The organism is Roseovarius sp. THAF8, assembly GCF_009363735.1.
In the GTDB taxonomy this organism is placed as follows: Bacteria; Pseudomonadota; Alphaproteobacteria; order Rhodobacterales; family Rhodobacteraceae; genus Roseovarius.
The window spans coordinates 1,904,063-1,925,459 of the sequence record NZ_CP045410.1; the positions used below are offsets into that span (position 1 = coordinate 1,904,063).

Genomic DNA, 21,397 nt, shown 5'->3' on the forward strand with positions numbered 1-21,397 from the left:
GCCCTTGTTCAGATGTCGATGCCATCCGGGATCAGCACCAGCTTCCCGGCATGTCGCTTCGACATGAACTCTTCCTGCGCCCTGTCAATCTCCCGCATGGGAAATGTCTTCGCGATCAGCGGCTTCACCGCGCCCTGCCGCACCATCTCGACCAGCCGGGCAAAAACCGCGCGCGACTGGAAGGTGCAGCCGTGGATCGTGATGTCCCGCAGGTAGATGCGCCGCAGATCCGCCTCCACCACCGGCCCGGCAATGGCCCCCGCCACCGCGTAATGCCCGCCAGGCCGCAGCGCGTCGATCAGCGCGCCCCAGCCCGGCCCCGCCACGAGGTCAATCACCGCGTGAAACGTATCGGCGGGCGGCACATCGTCCCGCCCGATCACCGCCACCGCCCCCGCATCGCGCACGCAATCGGCCTTGGGTGCCGAGGACACGCCGGTCACCCTCGCCCCAAGCGCCGTGGCCAGTTGCACAGCCGCCAACCCTACGCCACCGGATGCCCCGGTGATCAGCGCCTTCTGCCCAGCCGCAACCCCGGCCCGGTCCAGCAGCCCCGCGGCCGTCCCGAAGGCACAGGGAATCGCCGCCAGCTCCACGTCGCTCAACGGCGCGTCGCTCACGTCGAACAGATCCTCCTGCGGCACCACGCAATACTGCGCGAAGGCGCCGTCATATTCCGACCCCAGCGCCTCGAACCCCACCGGGTTGTCGTCGGTCGGACGCGGCTGGTTGATCGGGCAGATCACCCGCATCCCCATCGCTACCGCGCTCACGCCTTCGCCCAGCGCCACGACTTCACCGCACAAGTCCCCGCCTTGGATCAGCGGAAAGTTCAGCGCCCCGGACCAGCCGCCATCCTCGACCCCGTCCTGCAACTCGCCCGTCGCGCCCTTCACGTCGGCAGAATACCAGCCCTCGCGCGTGTTGATGTCGGTGTTGTTCACCCCGGCCGCCAGTACCCGCACCAGCACCTCGCCCGGCCCGGGGCGCGGCACGGGAATATCCTCGCGCCATTCCAGCTTGTCCGGCCCGCCATGGCCGGTCAGGTACACGCCCGACATGGTCTGCGGCAGGCTCATCGCACCGCCCCCTTGTCCAGGTCCTTCAGCCCCAAGAGCGCCGCCGCACCCACCATCAGCGCCCCGCTGACCCGGTTGATCCACAGCCCCGTCAGCGATTTCACACGCCCCAGGGTCCGCGTCGCGGCCCAGCCCCACAACAGAAGCACCAGACCGTCCACCACCAGGTAGGTCACGCCCAGCACCAGCAATTGCGGCAGGATCGGCGCGCCCGCGTCGATGAACTGCGGAAACAGCGCCCCGAAGAACACCACCGCATAGGGATTGGCCGACGAGGTCACGAACCCCTGCCGGAACAGTCGCCCCTTGGCCGCAGCCCCCGGTTTCTCGGTCCCGCCCCGCGCCAGCATCAATCGCAACCCGATCCAGACCAGGTACGCAACCCCCGCCCATTTCACGGCCCACAGCGCATCGGCATTGGCCGCGATCACCGCCGTCAGGCCGAACGCCGCCAGCGTCATCTGCACCGCGTTAGCGCTCAGGTCGCCCGCCACCGTCGCCAGCGACCGCCGCAACCCGTGCCGCAGGCTGTTGGAAATGATCAGCAACTGGCTTGTATCCGGCGGCGTCAGGAAGAACGCCGCCAGCACGCCAAGATAGATCAGGTAGGTCTCGATGCTCATGAATCCGTCCCTTCCAGTTGCGCGATCACGCCACCCGCCCGCATCTCTGCCACGCTCACCTTCACGCCATCCGGGAACAACGCGCGTGCCAAATCCGCGCCCGGCTCCATCCCGGCCTCCGCTGTCACCGACAGCAGGTGCAGGGGCAAGTCCACGCGAAACACGTGCCCGCTCTCACTCTGACCTTCGGCCTCGACCGAATAATCGCCCGTCGCATCACATCGCAGAACGAAGCCCAGACGAACAAGGCTCTCGTGATCCCAATAATAGAAGAACCCCTGATCAAACTCAGGCACGCCGTCATAGACAACGGCACGCCCGCGCAACCCCGTGCGGTCGTCCGGCACGACGTGGTCGTTCACCACAAGGCTCAGCCCAACCGGCGCGTCCCATCCCGGCGCGCCCCGGTCATCGGTCGTCATGCCCGGCCGCGTGCCAAGAAGGTGCACATCCAGCAAAAGACCTTTCTGCCGCTTCAAGGCAAGCCGCAATTCCGCCCTGTGCACCTCCATCGCGATGGGCGGCTTGTCCTTGAATGTCACTTGAAACGTCATCGGCTCAGGCCCGCAGCCGCGCGTTCTCGGGGTCCCAAAGCGGCTGATCCGGCTGCACGACCGCGCGGCGCCGCTCGCCATAGATCTCCACTTCCAGTTCCGTGCCCGCCGCCGCCACGTCCGTCCGCAACATCGCCAGCGCCACGCTCGCATTCACGCGGTACCCCCACGCGCCACTCGTCGTCTCGCCCACGATCTCGTCGCCGCTCCAGATCGTCGACATATAGGGCGCATCCGCTTCTCCCGCGTCGATGATCAGCGGGGCAAAGGCCTTCTTCCGGCCCTGCTGTTTCTCCGCCAGCAGCGCCGCCTTCCCGGTGAAATCCTGGTCCTTGTCGAACTTAACAAACCGCTCAAGCCCGGCCTCCAGCATCGAGTAATCGGTGCTCAGGTCGCCCTTCCACGCCCGATACCCTTTCTCGATCCGCAAGCTGTTCAGCGCATACATCCCGAAGGGCTTCGCCCCCGCGCCCAGAATGGCCTCGTAAATCGCCGGCATCTCGGCGTTCTCGGCATGAACCTCCCAGCCCAGCTCGCCGGTGAAACTCACCCGGATCAGGAAGGCAGGCCGCCCCGCCACGGTGCAATGCTGATGACTCAGCCATCCTGCCTCCAGATCCGCATCGCTGATCCCCGCCAGCACCTCGCGGCTCTTCGGCCCCGCCACCAGCAGTGCCGATCGTTCGGTCGTCGTCTCCGTCAAGGTCACACCTTCCGGCACGCTGTTCCGAATGAGCTCGCCGTCATGCCACTGCGCCGTGGCCGCGGTGATCAGAACGAAATCGTTCTCCGCCAGACGGATACAGGAAAACTCCGTCACGATCCGCCCTTGGGTATTGGCGACGTAAACCAGGTTCATCCGCCCCACCTTGGGCAGCCCGCCGGTCACGAAGCCGCGCAGCCACTCATCGGCCCCCGCGCCCTGCACCCTGAACCGCGAAAAGCCCGGCAGGTCCAGCACGCCACAGGCATCGCGCACCGCCTCGCATTCTTCGCGGATGCGCTGCTCCCACGGGCCCTTGCGGTTCCACGTATGCGTGCTTTCCTCCGACGTGTCGTCGTCCGGCTGCGCGAACCAGTTGGCCCGCTCCCAGCCGTTATAGGCCCCCATCACGCCGCCCAGTTCCAAAACGCGTCCATGGTTCGGCGACAGCTTCTTGTCACGCCCCGCCGGCCATTCGTGCCACGGGAAATGCATGGCATATTCGTTGCCATAGACCTCCATCCCCTTGGCCACGCAGTAATCGTGATCGGCGTAGTCGGTGTACCGCCTCGGATCGACCGCCCACATGTCCCACTCGGGCGCGCCGTCCACGATCCACTCGGCCAGCACCTTGCCAGCCCCGCCCCCCTGCGCGATCCCGAAGGTAAAGACACAGGCCTCGAAGGCGCCTCGAACCCCCGGCATCGGCCCCAGCAGGGGCAGGCCGTCGGGCGCATAGGGGATGGGCCCGTTGATGATCCGGCTGATCCCCGCCGTACCCGCCACCGGCACCCGCTCCATCGAATCCGCCACGATATCCTCGATTCGCTCAAGATCGTCCGACCACAGTTGAAAGCTGAAATCCTCGGGCATCGGGTCCGAGGGCTCTACCCAATGCGCGCGGCAATTGGGCTCGTAGGGGCCGATATTGAACCCGTGCTTCTCCTGCCGGAAGTAATAGGACACGTCCACGTCGCGCAGCAGCGGCAGCTTGCGGCCCGTGTCCTTGCTGTAGGCCTCGACCTCGGGGATCTCGTCGGTCAGCACGTATTGATGGCTCATCACCATCATCGGCACGGTCCGCCCGCCATAGGGCTTGAACCACTCGCCCACCGTCTGAGCATAATACCCGGCCGCGTTCACCACGAAATCACAAGCGATATCGCCCTTGTCCGTATGCACGATCCAGCCGTCGCCATCCTGCGTCACGCCCGTCGCCGGACAGAACCGCGCGATCGTCGCCCCCATGTCCCGCGCGCCCTTGGCCAGCGCCTGCGTCACCTGCGCGGGGTCGATATCGCCGTCGTTCGGGTCATAGAGCGCGCCCACGATGTCATGCGTCTCGATGAACGGATACCGCGCCTTGATCTCGTCGGGGGTTAGGATTTCCAGCTCCATCCCCTGATGCCTGCCCATGCCGCGGGCGCGCTCGAACTCCTGCATCCGCTCCTTGGAATGCGCCAGCCGGATCGACCCGGTCTGGTGATAGTTCATCGGATAGTCCACCTCGTCCCCCAGCCGGGCATAAAGCTCGGTGGAATACCGCTGCATGTTCATGATGCCCCAGCTGGTCGAGAACGTGGGCACGTTCCCCGCCGCGTGCCAGGTGCTGCCGGCGGTCAGCTCGTTCTTCTCCAGCAGAACGCAGTCGCTCCACCCTTTCTTGGCAAGGTGATACAGCACCGAGCACCCCACGACGCCCCCGCCGATGATGACCACTTTCGCCTTTGTCGGCAGATCAGCCATTGTTCCAGTCTCCCATGCTCGACGCCCACCAACGCGCCGCCCGTTTTCCATCATTCCCGTCCGCAGTGACCGCGCCGGCAGCCCGGCCAACGGCGCACCAGGGCACGTCCCGGCTCACGCCTGCCTCGCTTGCGGCAACCCGTCCGCGATGTCGTAATAGTCGCCCTTGTCCGCAACAAAGATATGCCCCGCCATCGCCCCGCCCGAGGGCGCGTCGATCAACCCGGCTTCCAAGCTCGTCCAGTCCTCGGGATCCTCGAACCACAGCTTCGTGCCGCAGCGTCCGCAAAAGGCGCGCACCGCGCCGCTCTCGTGGACGAACCGCGTCACGTACCCCTGCCGAACCCAGTGCAGCGGCACATCGTCCACGTCCACGCTGGCGGCGTGAAAACCGGAATACTTCCGGCACTGCCCGCAGTGGCACGCCGTCACCGGCCCGGCCACGCGGTCAAGCTCGAAGGCGTTCGCGCCACACAGACAGGACCCGGTGATCATTTCTGCGGAACCCCGTCCGCGATCTCGTAGTAATCCCCCTTGTCCGCGGTGAAGATATGCTTCTCCAGCCGCAGCCCCGTCGGCCCGTCGAGCGCCCCCAGGGCAAAGCTCATCGTGTCCTCGTCATGCGCCTTCCAGAACAGAAACGCCCCGCAGGTCGCGCAGAAGCCCCGTTTGGCCTGCGGCGTCGCCTCGTACCAGGTCACCGCGCCGGTGATCTCCAGGTCCGTCTCCGGCGCATAGGCCGAGGACCACACATGCCCGGACTGTTTTCGGCACTGCCCGCAATGACAGGCCGACACGCCCTGCGGCGCGCCCGTCACCGTGAACCGGATGCTCCCGCACAAACAACTTCCCTCAAGCATTCTCACCTCCACTGAACCGCGCGAACTGCGGCAGCCCGTCGCCGATGTCGTAATAATCGCCCTTGTCCTCAAGAAAGACATGGGCGGTCATCTTCAGCCCATGCCCCGGCTCCAACGATGCCGCGGCAATCACCGTGCGCGGCGCATCCTCCGGCTTCCAGAACAGGCCCGACCCGCAAATCTTGCAGAATCCCCGCCGCGCCGTCTCGCTGGACTGGAACCAGGCCAGCCCATCGTCGCGCTCCATCACCAGCCCTTCGTCCGCCACCGAGGTCGCCGCCCAGTAAAACCCCGACTGCTTGCGGCACTGCCCGCAATGGCATCCCAGGATGTCCCTGGCCTTGCCCTCCAGCCGGAACGCCACCGCCCCGCACAGGCACGCGCCCTTGATCATCTCACGCCCTCCCCGGCGTCGAAGCCGCGCCCAAGAGCACGCCATAGATCACGAAACACGCCGCCAGCCCCCGCCGCAACCAAACGTTGAACACCGCCCCCAGCGCCGCCCGGCCCAGCCCCGCGCCCAGCGCGGTGTAGCCTATGTAGCTCAACGCCGTCAGGCTCAGCGCGGTGGGAACGATCACCCACATCTGGCTCCAGATCGGCACGCCCGGTTGCACGAACTGGCTGAAAGCGGCCAGGTATCCCGCCACGCTCTTGGGGTTGATCGTCGCGATGGCAAAGGCCCGCCAGTAGATGCTTCGCCCATCGGGCGCGGCCACGACAACCTGTCGCCGCGCCATGATCCAGCCGCGCACACCGAGGTAGATCAGAAATCCCGCGCCGATGAATTTCGCCACCTGAAACGCTTCGGGCGAGGCCGCGATCAGCGCGGTCACCCCCGCCGCCGACAAGGTCAGGAACAGCGCCGCCTGCGTCAGGATCGCCGCCACCCCCCACAGGCTGCGGCGAAACCCGATCGTCATGCCGTTGGTGATGCAATTGACCGCATTCGGCCCCGGCGTGGTCACGAATACCACCCAGAAGAGCGCGAAAACGGTCCAACCCTCCAGGCTCATGCCACCCACCTCAATAGACCGGAGGCGCGATCACCCAGATCGCAACGCACGGCGCGTCATAAGGGTTGGCCCATGCATAGCTCTCATGCCGGATGCGAAAACTGTCCCCCGGCCCCACGGTAAAATCGCGCCCGCCGATGCTCAGGTCCAGCCGGCCTGACACCACGTACCCCACCTCCTGCGTCGGTCGCGTGGCAGGGCGCTGCATTTTCGATCCGGGTCGGAACGTCGAGTGGATCACCTCGAAATCGTCGCTCAGGTCCGGCGACAACAGCTCCTCGATCAGCCCTTCCTCGCTCGACCCCATCCGCCGCCGCGACCCCTCGCGCACGATTATGCCCTGCTCTTCCGCAGGGGCGCTGGCATGGGCGAACAGAAACGACATCGGCACGTCGAACGCGCCCGCAATCGCCCGCAGGTCGGAAATCGACGGTTCGGACAGGTCCCGCTCCACCTGGCTCAGCCAGCCCACCGACCGGCCCAACGCCTGCGCCATATCGCTCAAAGTCAACCCCCGCGCCTTGCGCAAGGCCCGCAGATCGGCCCCGAGGCTGCGCATGGCGGAGATCTGGCTCTGTTCCAAAGGGCACTCTTCCCGTGAAATTCTTCGATCAATTTTCACGCTGCGCGAGTTGCGTGAAAAAATCAATCAAAATTTCACTGTTCCGGAAATACTCCCGCCGGAGGCCTCAACACCCGCACCGCGCGTCGGTAAATCTCTACAACCGCCCGAAAACCATCTTCAGAATCGCGCCCAACCCGTCGGCATCCGCCGCGTCGAACGCGGCCGGCCGGTCGCTGTCGATATCGAGCACGCCCAGCAACCGCTCCTGCCCGTCCCATACCGGCAGCACGATCTCCGACCGGGTCGAACTGGCACAGGCGATATGCCCGTCGAAACTGTCGACATCGTCCACCAGCTGCACCTCGCCCGTCCGAGCCGCCGCCCCGCAGACGCCGCGCGAAAACGGGATCTGCAAACAGCCATGCCCGCCCTGGTACGGGCCGATCTTCAACAGCTCCGGCCCGGTCACCCGGTAGAACCCGGTCCAGTCGAAGCGCGCGTCCGCGTGGTGCAACTCGCACACCAACGTGGCCATCAGCGCCACCTCATCGGTCTCGCCCTCGGTCAGCGCCCCGATGGTTTTCGCCAGGTCTTCATAATCCGCACGCATCGCGCACCTCCCCCGCCAAGAGTTTTCATGAAAACTCTTGGCAAATCTTTTCCAAAAAGATTTGCGGCCTCAGACCCGCTCGATCGCGATGGCCGTACCTTCGCCCCCGCCGATGCAGATCGCCGCGACACCACGCTTGAGGTCGCGTTTCTCCAGCGCGTTCAGCAGCGTCACCATGATCCGCGCGCCGCTGGCCCCGATGGGATGGCCCAGCGCACAGGCCCCGCCATGCACGTTCACCTTCTCGCGCGGCAGGCCCATCTCGTGCATGAAGGCCATGGGGACCACGGCAAAGGCCTCGTTCACCTCCCACAGGTCCACGTCGTCCTTCGTCCAGCCGATCCGTTCCAGCAGCTTCTGCGCCGCGGGCACCGGCGCCGTGGTGAACCATCCCGGCGCCTGCGCGTGGCTTGCATGGCCCAGGATCCGCGCGCGGATCTTCAGCCCCTGCGCCTCTGCGGCCTCGCGCGAGGCCAGCACCAGGGCCGCCGCCCCGTCGCTGATCGAGCTTGAATTGGCCGCCGTCACCGTCCCGCCCTCGCGGAAAGCAGGCTTCAACTGCGGGATCTTCTCGGGCCGCGCCTTGCCGGGCTGCTCGTCGGTCTCGACCACGACCGTGCCCTTGCGCGTCTCCAGCGTCACCGGCGCGATCTCGCCCGCGAACGCACCCGATTTCTGCGCCTCCAGCGCCCCTTCCAGAGACCCGATGGCATAGGCATCTTGCGCCTCGCGGGTGAATTGATATTTCTCGGCGCAATCCTCGGCGAAGGTGCCCATCAGCCGCCCCTTGTCATAGGCGTCTTCGAGCCCGTCAAGGAACATGTGGTCGATCACCTGCCCATGCCCGATCCGCGCCCCGCCGCGCATCTTGGGCAAGAGGTACGGCGCGTTCGACATGCTCTCCATGCCGCCCGTCACCATCGTGTCGGTGTGGCCCAGCGCGATCTGGTCGAACCCGATCATCGCCGCCTTCATGCCCGAGCCGCACATCTTGTTCAGCGTGGTCGCCGGCACCTCTTCGCCCAGCCCCGCCTTGAACCCCGCCTGGCGCGCCGGAGCCTGCCCCTGGCCCGCCGGCAGCACGCAGCCCATCAACAACTCGCTCACGGTCGCGGCGCCCGCATCCTTCAGCGCCGCGGCAATCGCTGCGCCGCCCAGGACGCTGGCCTCGACGCCATCGAAATCCCCCTGGAAGCCGCCCATCGGCGTGCGCGCCGCGCCTGCGATCACAACGTCTTTCATGCTGATTGTCCTTTCGTCCTTGGGTGCCACGCCGGGAAAGCTCACGGGGCCACACGGTTTGGTAAGGAATTGCGCCTAGGCTGCGCGCAACATCCATGTGTCCGGAGGCATCATGCAACTCACCTGCGCCACTCACAACAACATCAACGTTATCACCGTCGAAGACAACCGGATCGACGCCGCCTCCGCCATCCGGTTCAAGGACGAGATGCGCCGCCTCACCGAAGATGGCCCCGCCCATGTGGTGCTCGACCTCTCCGGCGTGGCGTTCGTCGATTCCAGCGGCCTCGGCGCCATCGTCGCCTCGATGAAGCAGATGGGCGACGGCCGGCGGCTGGACCTGGCCGGTCTGACACCGGACGTGGCCAAGGTCTTTCGCCTGACGCGCATGGATTCGATCTTCGTCATCCACCCCGACATGGCCGCGGCGCTGCAACGCGCGGCGGGCTGATCCGGGGCCGTGGCCACCACCGCCCCCTCCCTGCCCGATCCGCTGATCTCGTGGTGCACGACAGCGACGAACCTGCACGTGCGCGACATGGTCGAAAGCCTGGCCAGCAACCTGGACGAGGCCGGGATCGACAGGGATTTGCGCGGCTCCATCGCGCTCGCGGTCAGCGAAGCGCTCAACAACATCACCGAACATGCCTATGCCGACCGCGCGCCTGGTCCGGTCACCATGACGGTCGACCTGCTGCCCGACCGCGTGGACGTGACCCTGATCGACAGCGGCCGCGCCATCCCCGGCCAGGATCTGCCTCCGGCCCACCTGCCGGACAGCGCCGGCCCCCGGTCGACTCTGCCCGAAGGGGGATTCGGCTGGTTCCTCATTCACAGCCTGTGCCGCGACCTGAGCTACACCCGAACGTCAGGACAAAACACACTCAGCCTGCGGTTTCCGCGCTGAAACACGCGGCGCGGCAAACCACGCCACCAAATCGCCCAATTCCCATCGCAACGCCGCCCCAAAGCCCCCGCATATACCAACCTGTAGCTGCATATGGCTTCCCTCGGCGCCGCGTTTAACAGCCCCCACCCAGTGCGCGGCGTCGAGGTACTTCTTCTTCCCATCACATTGGCATTCCCGAGCGCGCCCCCTAAGGTGCCGCACAGCATTGCAATCAACGGGAAAACCATGCGCGACTTCCAACGTCCCGGCCGCTCGGCCGTCCTCGCCACGAACGGCATGTGCGCCACGTCGCACCCCTTGGCCGCCCAGGCCGCCATCGACATTCTGAAACGCGGCGGCAACGCCATGGACGCCGCCATTGCCGGCGCCGTTCTGCTGGGCATCTGCGAGCCGCAGATGACCGGCATCGGCGGCGACTGCTTCGCGCTGTTCACCCGGCCCGGCAGCGACGACATCCATGCGCTGAACGGCTCCGGCCGCGCCCCGGCCGCCGCCAGCGCCGCCGACCTGCGCGCCCGTGGCCTCGACACCGTCCCGTTGCACGGGCCCGAAGCGGTCACCATCCCCGGCGCGGTCGACGCCTTCTGCCACTTGTCGGACGCACATGGCAAACTGGGTCTCGACGCCCTTCTGCAACCCGCAATCCACTACGCCGAAGAGGGTGTGCCGGTGGCCCCCCGCGTCGCCAATGACTGGCCCCGGGCCGCCGAATGCCTGCAGGGCCACGGCCTGACCCATTACACCAACGGCGGCCAACCGCTGAAGCAGGGCGAGATGTTCCGCGCCCCCGGACAGGCCGAGGTGCTGCGCCGAATCGCCCGCGACGGGCGTGACGCCTTCTACAAGGGCGAGGTGGCCGACGACATGGTCGCCGCGCTCAACGCCCAGGGCGGCGTGCACACCGGCGACGATTTCGCCGCCACCGCCGCGACGCCCACCGACCCCATCAGCGGCAGCTACGCCGGCATCGACCTGGTCGAGCATCCGCCCAACGGCCAGGGCGCCACGGCGATCCTGCTGCTCAACATCCTGGCCCAGTTCGACATCGCGTCGATGGACCCGTTCGGCACAACGCGCGCCCATACCGAGGCCGAGGCGACCAAGCTGGCCTACGACGCCCGCAACCGCTTCATGGCCGATACCGACCGCACCGCGCGGCTGGATCACATGCTGTCGATGGACACCGCCCGCGCGCTCGCCGCCCTGATCGACCCGAAAAAGGCGATGCCGTCCGCCACCTCGCTCAGCGAGGCCGTGCACCGCGACACGATCTACATCACCGTGGTCGACCGCGACCGCATGGCGGTGTCGCTGATCTATTCCATCTTCCACGGGTTCGGCTCGGGTATCGCGTCGGAAAAATTCGGCATCCTGCTGCAAAACCGCGGCGCGGGCTTCACGCTCGAAGAGGGCCACGCGAACGAGATGAACGGCGGCAAACGCCCGATGCACACGATCATTCCTGGCATGCTGCGCGAGGGGGGCCGTGTCACCATGCCCTTCGGCGTGATGGGCGGCGCGTACCAGGCAAACGGCCACGCCCGCTTTGTCTCGAACCTGCGCGATTTCGGCCTGTCCCCGCAGGAGGCCATCGACGCGCCGCGCTGTTTCCCCGACGCGGGCGAGCTTCGGGTCGAAACCGGCTACGCGCCGGACGTGCACCGCGAACTGGCAGATCTGGGCCACAACGTGGTCGAGGCCGACGAGGCGATCGGCGGCGCCCAGGCAATCGAGATCAAGGAGAACGGGGTCCTCGAAGGCGGCTCCGACCCGCGCAAGGACGGCTGCGCCCTGGGCTACTGACCCCGCAGACCTGCGCCATGAACCGGCGCCAAAAAACCGGCATGGGGCGCGGCAGCGCGCCCCGGCCTCAGTTCAGTTGGAAATGCAGCGGGTACTGCCCGTCCTCGAACGGGCCGAAAAGGTCGGGAATGTCAGGATGCCCCACCGGCTCGCCCGAATAGTCGGCGATCAGGTTCTGTTCGCTGACATAGGCCACGTAATAAGTCTGATCGTTCTCGGCCAGCAGGTGATAGAACGGCTGGTCTTTCACCGGGCGGCTGTCCTCGGGAATCGAGTCGTACCATTCCTCGGTGTTCGCAAACTCGGGATCCACATCGAAAATCACGCCGCGAAACGGATGTTTGCGGTGTTTCACGACCTGTCCCAGGTGATATTTCGCGCGTGTCTTCAACATTCTGATAGCCCCTAACGACACACTGTACTGCGTTCAACCGAGTTTTGTCCAATCGCTGAACGCAATTTCTCGGGAAACAGTCTGTGAACCGCCGTCAGACAGTGCCCCTCCTCCGCCCCGGCTCGAAGGCCCAAATCCGGCATTTCCAAGCGCCGAAATTTTGGTTAAACTGAAAAGAAAAACAAACATAGCGAGAGGCAGATGAGCAGACGTCTTCGCACGATTCTATCAATGGTGGCCCTGGCCACCCTGAACGCCTGTGGTGGTGGTCCCAGCGGCCCGCCGCCCGACAATCTGGACAATGCCTGCGCCATCGTGGCGCAGAAACCGCATTACCTGCGGGCCTTCCGCGCGACCGAGCGTCGCTGGGGCGTGCCGGTGCCGGTGCAGATGGCCACGATCTACCAGGAAAGCAAGTTCGACGGCGAGGCGCGCACGCCCTTCCGCTGGACCCTCGGCGTGATTCCCATGGGCCGCCAAAGCTCCGCCTACGGCTACAGCCAGGCACTGGACGGCACGTGGGACGAGTACGTGAAGGACGGCAACCGGGCCGCGCGGCGCAACGACATCCGCGACGCGACCGACTTCATGGGCTGGTACATGGCGCAGTCGAACCAGCGTCTGGGCATCCCGATGCACGACGCCCGCAACCACTACCTCGCCTATCACGAGGGGCGCACGGGCTACAGCCGGGGCAGCTATAACGCCAAGCCATGGCTCTTGCGCGTTTCGGGAGAGGTCGGCCAGCGCGCCGTCGTCTACGATCAGCAGTTGCGCGCCTGTGGGCGGCGCTAAGCCGCCCCGCTTCGCCCGGCCTACCTGTCGATCCGCTTGAACTTGTCCTTGCCCGGGATGACGAACCTGTCATTGCCCAGCTGCGTGCCCGTGGTCAGATCGCCCAGCACCACGGTGGTCTTGCTGCCACCGCTGTCGTTGATCACCCACTGACGCAACTCCACCGGGCTGCCGGTGAAGACCAGCTCGATATTGCCGTATTCGGGATGCGCCGGGTCCTGCGCGCGCACCGTGGTGGTCTTGCCGTCGCTGCTGTGACCCGTCACCATCCGCGCACGGCCGAAATCCACGTTGCGTTGCAGGATGATCTTCAGCGGCGTGCGGTCCAGCGGATAGGCCTCGCCCCCGGTATTGGACTTGGGGTCGATGATACCCACCGTATCGCCATCGGCCACCACCAGCGTCTGTTCCGGCGGGTTGTACTCGAACCGAACCCGCCCTGGCCGCTTGATATAGATTTGCCCCGTGCTGATCGTGCCGTCATCGTTGATCTGGGTAAATTCGCCGGTCGCCGAACTGAAGCTGTTCAGGTATTGCGAAATCTCGTTCAACGACAGCTTTTCGGCCATCGCGGGCGTGGCCATCAGGAAAGTCAGGGCCAAAGCAACCATACGCATGAGGGGAAACCTCTCCTTTTTCATTCTCGCCAAAAGATAGGCGCACACACGGCGTTATGCGATAGCAATCGGTGCAAATGCGTGTGAACGCCCTTTTTTCCGGTCCAATGCATCAGAACGGCAGAAATCGGATCGCCGCAAAAAGCGCCCCGGCGCTGGCCGCGAACGCCACCACCATCAGCACCCCGTCCCGCACCGTGATCGCCAAGCCCAGAAGCGCTATGGCCGCGAACGGAATGAGCGCCGCAAAGGGCACCACCTCCAGCGGCGGGATCATCGCGCACAGACCCACCACGACAAGCGCCGCCGCAAGCTGCGCCGGACGCCCGGTCAACGCCTCGAGCCTGTGACCGAAATGCCGGTCCATCCACTCTGCGGCGGGGCGCGCCTTGTCGACCGAGCGCGCGACCCTGTCATCGGTCACCGCCCTGTTGCCGATCCGGTCCGGCATCCAGAAACTGCGCCGCCCGAAGAGGATCTGCACCGCGATGAGGATCAGTATGATCGCAAACAGCGTCGGCACGCCCGGTATGCCGCCCAGGGGCGACGCGCCCAACAGCGCCGTCACGAAGATGATCGGCCCAAAACCGCGCCCGCCAATCGCATCGACCACGTCCTTGACCGAGACGGTGTCCCCGCCGTCGGCCAGGTCATCGATCTCGTTCAGCAGCGTCCCGGCATCTCCGGCCATTCACCCGTCCTTCTTCGCGTTGGCGTTTCCTTGCACGCCAACGCAACAGACCGGCAAACGTTTCCCCTCGGCCCTTTTCGGAGGCGTTATTGCTCGGGCACCAGGATTTCGCGCTTGCCCACGTGGTTCGCGGCACTCACGACACCCTCATCCTCCATCTGCTCGACGAGGCGTGCCGCCTTGTTATAACCGATGGCCAGCTTGCGCTGGATATAGGAGGTGCTGCATTTCCGGTCGGTGATGGCGATCTGCACGGCCTGATCGTACAGCGCGTCCTCGCCATCGGTGTTGCCGCCCGTCGACAGGCCCAGGACCGCGTCGATCTTGTCGGCCTTCTCGTCCTCGGGGCCGTCCTGCACGCCGCCCACGTAAACCGGCGGGCCGAAGGCTTTCAGGTGATTCACCACCTCCTCGACTTCCTCGTCGCTGACGAACGGCCCGTGACAGCGGGTGATCTTGCCGCCGCCGGCCATGTACAGCATGTCGCCCATGCCAAGCAGCTGCTCCGCGCCCATCTCGCCCAGGATCGTGCGGCTGTCGATCTTGCTGGTCACCTGGAAGGAAATCCGCGTCGGGAAGTTTGCCTTGATCGTACCCGTGATGACGTCCACCGACGGGCGCTGCGTGGCCATGATCAGGTGGATGCCCGACGCCCGCGCCATCTGCGCCAGCCGCTGGATACAGGCCTCGATCTCCTTGCCGGCGACCATCATCAGGTCCGCCATCTCGTCGACGATGACCACGATGAACGGCATCTTCTCGGGCGCGAACTCCTCGGTCTCGAACACCGGCTCGCCGGTTTCGTCGTCGAACCCCGTCTGCACCGTCCGGCTGAACATCTCGCCCTTGGCCAGCGCATCGGCCACGCGGCTATTGTACCCGTCGATGTTGCGCACGCCCATCTTCGACATCTTGCGATAGCGGTCTTCCATCTCCGCGACGACCCATTTCAGCGCCACCACGGCCTTCTTCGGGTCGGTCACCACCGGGCTCAGCAGGTGCGGAATGCCGTCATAAACGCTCAGTTCCAGCATCTTGGGGTCGATCATGACCAACCGCAGCTCCTCGGGCGTCAGCTTGTAGAGCAGGCTCAGGATCATCGTGTTGATCGCCACCGATTTACCCGAGCCCGTCGTCCCCGCGATCAGCAGGTGAGGCATCTTGGCCAGGTTCGCCACCATCGGGTCACCGCCGATATCCTTGCCCAGCGCCAGCGGCAGCTTCTGGTTGCCGTCGCCATAGTCGCGGCTCGACAGGATCTCGCGGAAGCTGACCATCTCGCGGTTGTCGTTGGGCAGTTCGATGCCGATCACCGACCGCCCCGGCACGGTGCTGACCCGCGCCGACAGGGCCGACATCGACCGCGCGATATCGTCCGCGAGGCCGATCACCCGGCTCGCCTTCAGGCCCGGCGCCGGTTCCAGCTCGTACATCGTCACCACCGGACCGGGGCGCACGCTGACGATCTCGCCCTTCACGCCATAGTCGTCCAGCACGGTTTCCAGCATCCGGGCATTCTCCTCGAGCGACTCGTCGCTCAGGTGATGGCGCTGGATATTGACCGGGTTGGTCAGCAGGTTCAGCGGCGGCAGCTCGTACTCGATCTGCGGCTTTTCCTCGAATTGCAGCTTGGGCTGCGCCTCGGCCTGCGCCCGTGCGGACGGCTGCGGCGCGCGGCGCGGCGGATGCTGCACGACCTTCTTCGGCTCGGCGACAGGCACCTCCTGGGGCGTCGCGGCGCGGGTATAGACCGGCACCTCCGGCTCCGCCCCGTAGCTGTCATATGCGCCGTAGCCGTCGTCGATCACCTCGTCCTCCGGCGTCGCCTCGACCATCTCCTGCATCGGTGCGTGCACCGGCGTTTGGGCGGCATCCGGCACGGCGTGCTCGGCGGTCAGCGGCGGCTCGGCCCGCACCGCGCTGCGCGGCGCGGTGTTCAGGATCAGCGGGTCCGGCCCCCGGCCCCGGCCACGGGTCAGCGGCGCGACCGTCTCGACCTGCACGGCGGGGTTCTTGCGCACCCGGCTCTTGATGACATCGGCAATCTTGGCGCTCACCCGGTCGCCGCTCGGTGCGGGCATGTCGGGCATCTCGGACGCCTCGATCAGTTCCGGCTCCGGCGTGCGCTCGGGCCGCCGCATCAGCGACGGCATCCGCGACAACAGCCCGCCGGTCCGTTCCGGCGCCTGGCTCACCTCGTAACCGGGCACGGCGGTTTCGACCGGCGCGGCATGGCCCTGGTGCCGGACGGCTCCGGCCAGGGCGGGCTCCGCACGGCGCACCCGCGGCTCGGGCACGGCGGCCTCGGCCAGGGCCAGTTCATGGGCCTCGGCGCGTTCCTGCATCCGGCGGTCCCAACGATCTGCAGCCTTGGCCTGCGCGGTCTTCGCGGCCCCTGCCGCCACCCCGCCGCTGCGGGCCAGCACGGCGCGCAACGTGGCATAGGTCATGATCGTGCCAACCACCAGGAAGCGGGTGATCTGCGACAGCTCAAGCCGGCTGAACCCCAGGATGAACGCGCCCAGCGCCACCATCCCCACCGCCAGAAGCAGCGACAACAGCTTCAGCCCGAAGGTCGCACTGATCGGCAGGAAACCCAGCACCGTGCCCAGCGCCATTTCCCCGAACAGCCCGCCATAATCGAAACTGTGCGACGCCGACCACTCCGCGCTCGGTTCCAGCGACGAGGCATACATCGCCAGAAGCGCGATCCAGATCGGCGCGTAGATCAACCGGCCAATCGCCCGGTCCTGGCCCCGGTGCAGGGCGAAACGCACACCCCACGCCCCCAGGACAATGGCAAGGCCCCACGCGCCCCAGCCCACGATCATGAACAGCGGCGCCGCAATCGACGCCCCCATCCGGCCAAGCAGGTTCTGCACCGGCGCGTCCGTCGCGGCCATCCAGCTGGGATCGTCGGGATTGTAGGATGCGATCATCATCGCGGCGGCCAGACCCAGCGCCAGCAGCGCAAGTCCCAGAAGTTCCTTGCCTCGCTTCTCGATCGCCTCCGCCATCGAGCTGTCCAAAAGCGGGTCACGTCCGCGCGTCTGATATGCCATGTTGCCTCTTCCTCGTTAATTATAAAGACAGTCACGCAGCTGCGTCAGGCCGCGTGCCACCTCTTTCTTTGGGGCCACCATCGCGACCCTTATGTATGCGTGGCCGGGGTTCAGGCCCCCGGCCTCCTGCGCCAGGTACGCGCCGGGCAGCACCCGCACGCCTGTCTCTTTCCACAGTTTCAACGCCGCCGCCTCGCCATCCTCGACCGGCAGCCACAGGAAAAACCCCGCCTCGGGGCTCTGGTATCCCGGCACGCCGTCAAGGATCTCGTCGGCCAGCATGTATTTTTCCCGGTAAAGCCCGCGGTTCACCTCGACATGCTTTTCGTCCGCCCAGACCTTGGCCGCCGCATGCTGCAACGGCAGCGGCAGCGGCGTGCCCGCATAGGACCTCAACTGCCGGATCCGCTTCATGCTCTGCGGCCCCGACGCCACGAACCCCGAGCGCAACCCGGCCAGGTTCGACCGTTTCGACAGGCTGTGAAACGCCACCACCCGCTCGGGCTCGGCCCCCATCTCCTTCGCGACTTCCAGCGCGCCCACAGGCGGCGCATCGCGGTAGATCTCCGAATAGCACTCGTCGGCGAAAACCTTGAAATCATGCTTTTCCGCCAGCCCGATCAGCGTCTTCCAGTACTCCGCATCCGCCACCGCGCCCTGCGGGTTGGACGGCGAGCACAGATAGGCCACCGTCACCCGGTCCAGCACCTCGGCGTCCAAGCTGGCGAAATCCGGCAGGAACCCGGTCTCGCGCGTCGCCGGCAGGAACATCGGCGCGGCCCCCACGCTCAGCGCGGCCACCATGTAAACCTGGTAGAACGGGTTCGGCAGCAACACGATCGGCTGCTTGCCGTTCTTGGTTTCGGGCGACAGCGTCATCATCGCGTTGTACAGCCCCTCGCGCGTGCCATTCAGCGCCATCACATGCCGGTCCGGGCTCAACTCCACGCCATAGCGCCGCGAAACCCAGTCGCAGAACGCCGTGTTCAGCGCCGGAATGCCCTCGTTCACCGGGTACTTGCGAAACTCCTCCGCATGTCTCTCGATCACATCCATGATCCAGCCCGGAAAATCGTGCTGCGGCTCGCCGATGGTCATGTGAATCACATCACCGCCGGGATCGTGCACGTCCAACAGGGTCCGCAAACGCGGAAACGCATATTCCGGAAGGTTCGAAAACCGCTCGGGAAACATCAACACTGCCTCTAGGTTACGGGATCGTTGTCGCCCCGTTTGGATCAAATCTACAAAAGCCCCCGCGTTGCGTCCAGCAAAACCAACCGGGGGTGCGGGGATTGTGGCATTTTTGGCAAGAGGTTAGCGGATACCTCTAAAGTAGGCCAAGTATTGTGGCCGGCTTGCATCAGCCGGGCAACATTTTGCGTCCAGTAACGATTTTGCCCGTCAGGCCAGCGCCGCCTCGGCGGCCTTTGCGACCCGCAGAATCCGTTCCTCGCCGAAGGCTTCACCGCACATCATCAGCCCACAACCGGGCGTCCCGGTGGGCAGGTTGACGGCCGCCAGACCCATCAGGTTGCCCACCCGCGTGTTGCGCAGCGCCAGCAGGTTCTCGGTCACGTAATAGTCGTCGTCGGTCATCAGCCGATCCACCTCGGGCGGCAGGTTCGGCGCCGTCGGCATCAGCACCGCGTCATAGGGTTTCATCCGTTCGGCCCACTGGATTCGCAGCGCCGCCAGCAGGTTCCAGCCCGCGACGTAGTCACAAGCCCGGAATTCCTTGCCGGATTCGAACCGCTCACGGATCGGCTTGAACATCTTGTCCGGGTTGGCCGAAATCACGTCGCCCCAGATACCATACGCCTCGGACGTGAACAGGATCGCCGACAACGGCATCGCCTGTTCAGCCTCGGGCGACTCCACCTCCTCGATCCGCGCCCCCGCCGCCTTCAGCCGCTCCAACGCGCTGAAATAGGCGTCGCGCGGCGCGTCGCGGATGTCGTCGAACACCACCGACTGCAACGCGGCAAAGCGCATCCCCTCCAGCGACACGCCCTCCAAGTCCGCCGCCCGTCCGCCTTCCAATGCGGCCAGCACCAGCGCGCAATCCTCCACGCTGCGTCCCAGCGGCCCCACCGTGTCGAACTTCGCGCAAAGCGGCACGACCCCGCCCAGCGACACGCGCCCCGACGTGGTCTTCAGGCCCACCAGATCGTTCCACGCCGACGGGATACGGACCGATCCGCCCGTGTCCGACCCGATGCCGCAGGCCGCCAGCCCATGCGCCACGCTCGCCGCCGCCCCCGAGGAGGATCCCCCCGGCACCAGCTTCGGATCGTTCACATTCGGCGGCGTCGCCGTCATCGGGTTCAGCCCCAGCCCCGAAAACGCCAACTCGCTCATATGCGTCTTGCCCAGGCACACCAGCCCCGCAGCCGTCGCGTTGCGCAGCACGTCCGCGTCTCGCTCCGGCACCCGGCCCTTCAGCAGCCGCGTGCCCGCCTCGGTCGCCGTACCGGCACTGTCGAACAGGTCCTTCCAGCTGACCGGCACGCCATCCAGGGGCCCCAGCCGCCGCCCGGCCTGCGCCCGTGCCTCTGCCGCCTGCGCCTCGGCCCCGGCGCGGTCATGGGTGACCACCGAATAGATCTCGTCCCGCGCCGGATGCGCGTCGATGGCCGCCAGGTACGCCTCGGTCAGCGCCACCGGCCCGATTTCGCCCGCTTCGATCCTGCGCCCCAGCTCCGCCGCGCTCATCGTCAGCCACTCGTTCATTCCGGATCCTCCGCGCCCATGCAAAATCGCTTGCATGAATGCAGATGCCCCGGCGCAAGGCAAGCCCACCCAATGACAATCCGGCGCATGGACAATCCGGCCCGCGCCGACATATTGATCCGCATGGACCATGACAGCGATATCCTGATCGTCGGCGGCGGCCTCACCGGCCCCGCGCTTGCCCTCGCCGCGGCGCAGGCGGGCCTGACCGTCACCGTGATCGACAGCCTGACCCAGACCGTGCGCGAGGACGCCGCCTTTGACGGACGCGCCTATGCCCTTGCGCTGGCCTCGGTGCGTTTGCTGGGCAATATCGGCATCTGGTCCAGTGTGGCCGACAACGCGCAAGCAATGCTGGAAATCAAGGTCTCCGACGGCCGCGCGGGCGAAGGCGCCGCACCCTTCTTCCTGCATTTCGATCATGCCGAGATCGAGGAAGGCCCGATGGGCCACATGCTCGAAGACCGCTTTCTTCGCCGCGCCTTTCTCGAGGCGATGCAAGGCGAGGACAAGATCGCGCAGGTGACCGACACCGTCACCGCGCAAGAGGTCACGCAAACCGGCGTCACCCTCACCCTCGCCTCCGGCAAGACCCTCGCGGGCCGCATCGTCGTGGGCTCCGATGGGCGCGCCTCGGGCACCGCGCAACGCGCCGGCATCGCCCGCACCGGCTGGAGTTACGGCCAGACCGCGCTGGTGGCCGCCATCGAACACGAACAGCCCCATAACGGCATCGCGCACCAGTTCTTCATGCCCCCCGGCCCGCTCGCCATCCTGCCCCTGCCCGGCAATGTCAGCTCCATCGTCTGGTCCGAGACCGAGGCCACGGCGGCCCGCTTCGCCGCCCTGGACGATGCCGACTTCATGGAGGTCCTCCGCCCCCGCTTCGGCGATTTCCTGGGCGACATCACCCTGCGCGGCAAGCGCTTCACCTACCCGCTGAACCTCACGCTCGCCAACGCCTTCGTCGCCGACCGCCTGGCCCTGATCGGCGACGCGGCCCACGGGATGCACCCCATCGCAGGCCAGGGCCTCAACGCCGGCCTGCGCGACGTGGGCGCCCTGGCACAGGTCCTGACCGACGCCACCCGCCGGGGCGAGGATTTCGCCGCCTCCGACGTGCTCGCCCGCTACCAGCAATGGCGCCGCTTCGACACCGCGACGCTGGCGGTGACAACCGACCTCACCAATCGGCTCTTTTCCAACGACAACCCCCTCCTGCGCGCCGCGCGCGACCTCGGCATGGGCGCGCTTTCGGCCATACCGACGCTGCGGCGCACATTCATCCGAGAGGCGGCAGGCCTGACCGGCGACCTGCCGGAGTTGATGAAGGGGTGAAGCCGTGCGAGCGGCAGACCTGCCTGTCCCGGACTTGATCCGGGACCTCCCGGCCA

The 21,397-nt window shown here is 66.3% G+C and carries 22 protein-coding genes; 5 read left to right on the forward strand and 17 right to left on the reverse strand.

The genetic code is table 11. The features are described 5' to 3' along the window. Positions 1 to 8 precede the first annotated feature (8 nt). From FIU85_RS09295 to FIU85_RS09345, 11 genes are all read right to left on the reverse strand, one after another. Positions 9 to 1,079 carry an alcohol dehydrogenase family protein gene (locus FIU85_RS09295; RefSeq protein WP_152496690.1) on the reverse strand — a complete coding sequence of 357 codons (1,071 nt, stop codon included), beginning with the start codon at positions 1,077 to 1,079 and terminating at the stop codon, positions 9 to 11. Beyond that, positions 1,076 to 1,702 carry a LysE family translocator gene (locus tag FIU85_RS09300; RefSeq protein ID WP_152496691.1) on the reverse strand — a complete coding sequence of 209 codons (627 nt, stop codon included), beginning with the start codon at positions 1,700 to 1,702 and terminating at the stop codon, positions 1,076 to 1,078. Before FIU85_RS09300 ends, FIU85_RS09295 begins: the two co-directional genes overlap by 4 nt. Then, the gene (locus FIU85_RS09305; protein WP_152496692.1) at positions 1,699 to 2,256 is read right to left on the reverse strand and encodes a hypothetical protein; all 558 of its coding nucleotides are present in this window, start codon (positions 2,254 to 2,256) and stop codon (positions 1,699 to 1,701) included. The genes FIU85_RS09300 and FIU85_RS09305 overlap by 4 nt, the downstream gene beginning before the upstream one ends. 4 nt (positions 2,257 to 2,260) lie before the next feature. After that, positions 2,261 to 4,705 (reverse strand): FAD-dependent oxidoreductase, encoded by a 2,445-nt coding sequence (locus FIU85_RS09310; protein WP_152496693.1) that lies wholly within the window; start codon positions 4,703 to 4,705, stop codon positions 2,261 to 2,263. 114 nt (positions 4,706 to 4,819) lie between these two features. Beyond that, complete coding sequence (locus FIU85_RS09315) at positions 4,820 to 5,200, reverse strand: GFA family protein (protein WP_152496694.1); 381 nt, start codon at positions 5,198 to 5,200, stop codon at positions 4,820 to 4,822. After that, positions 5,197 to 5,565: a GFA family protein gene (locus FIU85_RS09320; RefSeq protein WP_152496695.1), complete on the reverse strand. Its 369-nt coding sequence runs from the start codon at positions 5,563 to 5,565 to the stop codon at positions 5,197 to 5,199. The genes FIU85_RS09315 and FIU85_RS09320 overlap by 4 nt, the downstream gene beginning before the upstream one ends. Beyond that, complete coding sequence (locus tag FIU85_RS09325; protein ID WP_254703038.1) at positions 5,558 to 5,959, reverse strand: GFA family protein; 402 nt, start codon at positions 5,957 to 5,959, stop codon at positions 5,558 to 5,560. Before FIU85_RS09325 ends, FIU85_RS09320 begins: the two co-directional genes overlap by 8 nt. Position 5,960: 1 nt before the next feature. Beyond that, positions 5,961 to 6,581, reverse strand: a complete 621-nt coding sequence (locus FIU85_RS09330; RefSeq protein WP_152496697.1) for a LysE family translocator — start codon at positions 6,579 to 6,581, stop codon at positions 5,961 to 5,963. Positions 6,582 to 6,591: 10 nt separating this feature from the next. Further along, complete coding sequence (locus FIU85_RS09335; RefSeq protein WP_152498215.1) at positions 6,592 to 7,140, reverse strand: helix-turn-helix domain-containing protein; 549 nt, start codon at positions 7,138 to 7,140, stop codon at positions 6,592 to 6,594. A 160-nt stretch (positions 7,141 to 7,300) separates the two neighbouring features. Continuing rightward, positions 7,301 to 7,756: a GAF domain-containing protein gene (locus FIU85_RS09340; RefSeq protein ID WP_152490997.1), complete on the reverse strand. Its 456-nt coding sequence runs from the start codon at positions 7,754 to 7,756 to the stop codon at positions 7,301 to 7,303. A gap of 69 nt (positions 7,757 to 7,825) precedes the next feature. Further along, on the reverse strand, positions 7,826 to 8,998 hold the full coding sequence (locus FIU85_RS09345) for an acetyl-CoA C-acyltransferase (protein WP_152496698.1): 1,173 nt from the start codon (positions 8,996 to 8,998) through the stop codon (positions 7,826 to 7,828). 112 nt (positions 8,999 to 9,110) lie between these two features. On the opposite strand from FIU85_RS09345, the gene FIU85_RS09350 reads away from it, so the two are divergent. The 3 genes from FIU85_RS09350 (at position 9,111) to FIU85_RS09360 (ending at position 11,711) form a co-directional block, all read left to right on the forward strand. Further along, positions 9,111 to 9,449 carry an STAS domain-containing protein gene (locus FIU85_RS09350; RefSeq protein ID WP_152490995.1) on the forward strand — a complete coding sequence of 113 codons (339 nt, stop codon included), beginning with the start codon at positions 9,111 to 9,113 and terminating at the stop codon, positions 9,447 to 9,449. A 9-nt stretch (positions 9,450 to 9,458) separates the two neighbouring features. Next, on the forward strand, positions 9,459 to 9,905 hold the full coding sequence (locus FIU85_RS09355; protein WP_152496699.1) for an ATP-binding protein: 447 nt from the start codon (positions 9,459 to 9,461) through the stop codon (positions 9,903 to 9,905). Positions 9,906 to 10,133: 228 nt separating this feature from the next. After that, complete coding sequence (locus FIU85_RS09360; protein ID WP_152496700.1) at positions 10,134 to 11,711, forward strand: gamma-glutamyltransferase family protein; 1,578 nt, start codon at positions 10,134 to 10,136, stop codon at positions 11,709 to 11,711. A gap of 67 nt (positions 11,712 to 11,778) precedes the next feature. Here FIU85_RS09360 and hspQ read toward each other — a convergent pair whose 3' ends face one another. Beyond that, the gene (gene hspQ, locus FIU85_RS09365; RefSeq protein WP_152490992.1) at positions 11,779 to 12,105 is read right to left on the reverse strand and encodes a heat shock protein HspQ; all 327 of its coding nucleotides are present in this window, start codon (positions 12,103 to 12,105) and stop codon (positions 11,779 to 11,781) included. Positions 12,106 to 12,306: 201 nt separating this feature from the next. On the opposite strand from hspQ, the gene FIU85_RS09370 reads away from it, so the two are divergent. Further along, positions 12,307 to 12,900 carry a lytic transglycosylase gene (locus FIU85_RS09370; RefSeq protein ID WP_152490991.1) on the forward strand — a complete coding sequence of 198 codons (594 nt, stop codon included), beginning with the start codon at positions 12,307 to 12,309 and terminating at the stop codon, positions 12,898 to 12,900. 20 nt (positions 12,901 to 12,920) lie between these two features. Here the strand turns inward: FIU85_RS09370 and FIU85_RS09375 are convergent, their stop codons facing one another. From FIU85_RS09375 to FIU85_RS09395, 5 genes are all read right to left on the reverse strand, one after another. Further along, the gene (locus FIU85_RS09375; RefSeq protein ID WP_254701763.1) at positions 12,921 to 13,517 is read right to left on the reverse strand and encodes an outer membrane lipoprotein carrier protein LolA; all 597 of its coding nucleotides are present in this window, start codon (positions 13,515 to 13,517) and stop codon (positions 12,921 to 12,923) included. 112 nt (positions 13,518 to 13,629) lie between these two features. Beyond that, positions 13,630 to 14,208: an exopolysaccharide biosynthesis protein gene (locus FIU85_RS09380; protein ID WP_152490989.1), complete on the reverse strand. Its 579-nt coding sequence runs from the start codon at positions 14,206 to 14,208 to the stop codon at positions 13,630 to 13,632. 86 nt (positions 14,209 to 14,294) lie between these two features. Then, positions 14,295 to 17,270, reverse strand: a complete 2,976-nt coding sequence (locus FIU85_RS09385; protein ID WP_152496701.1) for a DNA translocase FtsK — start codon at positions 17,268 to 17,270, stop codon at positions 14,295 to 14,297. A 15-nt stretch (positions 17,271 to 17,285) separates the two neighbouring features. Further along, positions 17,286 to 18,464, reverse strand: coding sequence for an aminotransferase class I/II-fold pyridoxal phosphate-dependent enzyme (locus FIU85_RS09390; protein WP_152498216.1), 1,179 nt, complete (start codon positions 18,462 to 18,464; stop codon positions 17,286 to 17,288). 210 nt (positions 18,465 to 18,674) lie between these two features. Next, positions 18,675 to 20,003 (reverse strand): amidase, encoded by a 1,329-nt coding sequence (locus tag FIU85_RS09395; RefSeq protein ID WP_152496702.1) that lies wholly within the window; start codon positions 20,001 to 20,003, stop codon positions 18,675 to 18,677. Between the two features lie 123 nt (positions 20,004 to 20,126). Between FIU85_RS09395 and FIU85_RS09400 the strand changes: the two genes are divergently transcribed. Next, positions 20,127 to 21,341 (forward strand): FAD-dependent monooxygenase, encoded by a 1,215-nt coding sequence (locus FIU85_RS09400; protein WP_152498217.1) that lies wholly within the window; start codon positions 20,127 to 20,129, stop codon positions 21,339 to 21,341. Positions 21,342 to 21,397 lie beyond the last annotated feature (56 nt).

What these genes read in the sequence shown, in the direction of transcription:
- FIU85_RS09375 (WP_254701763.1), bottom strand. Translation starts at nt 13,517, where the DNA reads ATGCGTATGGTTGCTTTGGCCCTGACTTTCCTGATGGCCACGCCCGCG.
- FIU85_RS09370 (WP_152490991.1), top strand. Translation starts at nt 12,307, where the DNA reads ATGAGCAGACGTCTTCGCACGATTCTATCAATGGTGGCCCTGGCCACC.
- FIU85_RS09300 (WP_152496691.1), bottom strand. Translation starts at nt 1,702, where the DNA reads ATGAGCATCGAGACCTACCTGATCTATCTTGGCGTGCTGGCGGCGTTC.
- FIU85_RS09315 (WP_152496694.1), bottom strand. Translation starts at nt 5,200, where the DNA reads ATGATCACCGGGTCCTGTCTGTGTGGCGCGAACGCCTTCGAGCTTGAC.
- FIU85_RS09340 (WP_152490997.1), bottom strand. Translation starts at nt 7,756, where the DNA reads ATGCGTGCGGATTATGAAGACCTGGCGAAAACCATCGGGGCGCTGACC.
- FIU85_RS09330 (WP_152496697.1), bottom strand. Translation starts at nt 6,581, where the DNA reads ATGAGCCTGGAGGGTTGGACCGTTTTCGCGCTCTTCTGGGTGGTATTC.
- FIU85_RS09320 (WP_152496695.1), bottom strand. Translation starts at nt 5,565, where the DNA reads ATGCTTGAGGGAAGTTGTTTGTGCGGGAGCATCCGGTTCACGGTGACG.
- FIU85_RS09395 (WP_152496702.1), bottom strand. Translation starts at nt 20,003, where the DNA reads ATGAACGAGTGGCTGACGATGAGCGCGGCGGAGCTGGGGCGCAGGATC.
- FIU85_RS09385 (WP_152496701.1), bottom strand. Translation starts at nt 17,270, where the DNA reads ATGGCATATCAGACGCGCGGACGTGACCCGCTTTTGGACAGCTCGATG.
- FIU85_RS09350 (WP_152490995.1), top strand. Translation starts at nt 9,111, where the DNA reads ATGCAACTCACCTGCGCCACTCACAACAACATCAACGTTATCACCGTC.
- FIU85_RS09390 (WP_152498216.1), bottom strand. Translation starts at nt 18,464, where the DNA reads ATGTTTCCCGAGCGGTTTTCGAACCTTCCGGAATATGCGTTTCCGCGT.
- FIU85_RS09360 (WP_152496700.1), top strand. Translation starts at nt 10,134, where the DNA reads ATGCGCGACTTCCAACGTCCCGGCCGCTCGGCCGTCCTCGCCACGAAC.
- FIU85_RS09325 (WP_254703038.1), bottom strand. Translation starts at nt 5,959, where the DNA reads ATGATCAAGGGCGCGTGCCTGTGCGGGGCGGTGGCGTTCCGGCTGGAG.
- FIU85_RS09345 (WP_152496698.1), bottom strand. Translation starts at nt 8,998, where the DNA reads ATGAAAGACGTTGTGATCGCAGGCGCGGCGCGCACGCCGATGGGCGGC.
- FIU85_RS09295 (WP_152496690.1), bottom strand. Translation starts at nt 1,079, where the DNA reads ATGAGCCTGCCGCAGACCATGTCGGGCGTGTACCTGACCGGCCATGGC.
- FIU85_RS09335 (WP_152498215.1), bottom strand. Translation starts at nt 7,140, where the DNA reads ATGCGCAGCCTCGGGGCCGATCTGCGGGCCTTGCGCAAGGCGCGGGGG.
- hspQ (WP_152490992.1), bottom strand. Translation starts at nt 12,105, where the DNA reads ATGTTGAAGACACGCGCGAAATATCACCTGGGACAGGTCGTGAAACAC.
- FIU85_RS09400 (WP_152498217.1), top strand. Translation starts at nt 20,127, where the DNA reads ATGGACCATGACAGCGATATCCTGATCGTCGGCGGCGGCCTCACCGGC.
- FIU85_RS09380 (WP_152490989.1), bottom strand. Translation starts at nt 14,208, where the DNA reads ATGGCCGGAGATGCCGGGACGCTGCTGAACGAGATCGATGACCTGGCC.
- FIU85_RS09310 (WP_152496693.1), bottom strand. Translation starts at nt 4,705, where the DNA reads ATGGCTGATCTGCCGACAAAGGCGAAAGTGGTCATCATCGGCGGGGGC.
- FIU85_RS09305 (WP_152496692.1), bottom strand. Translation starts at nt 2,256, where the DNA reads ATGACGTTTCAAGTGACATTCAAGGACAAGCCGCCCATCGCGATGGAG.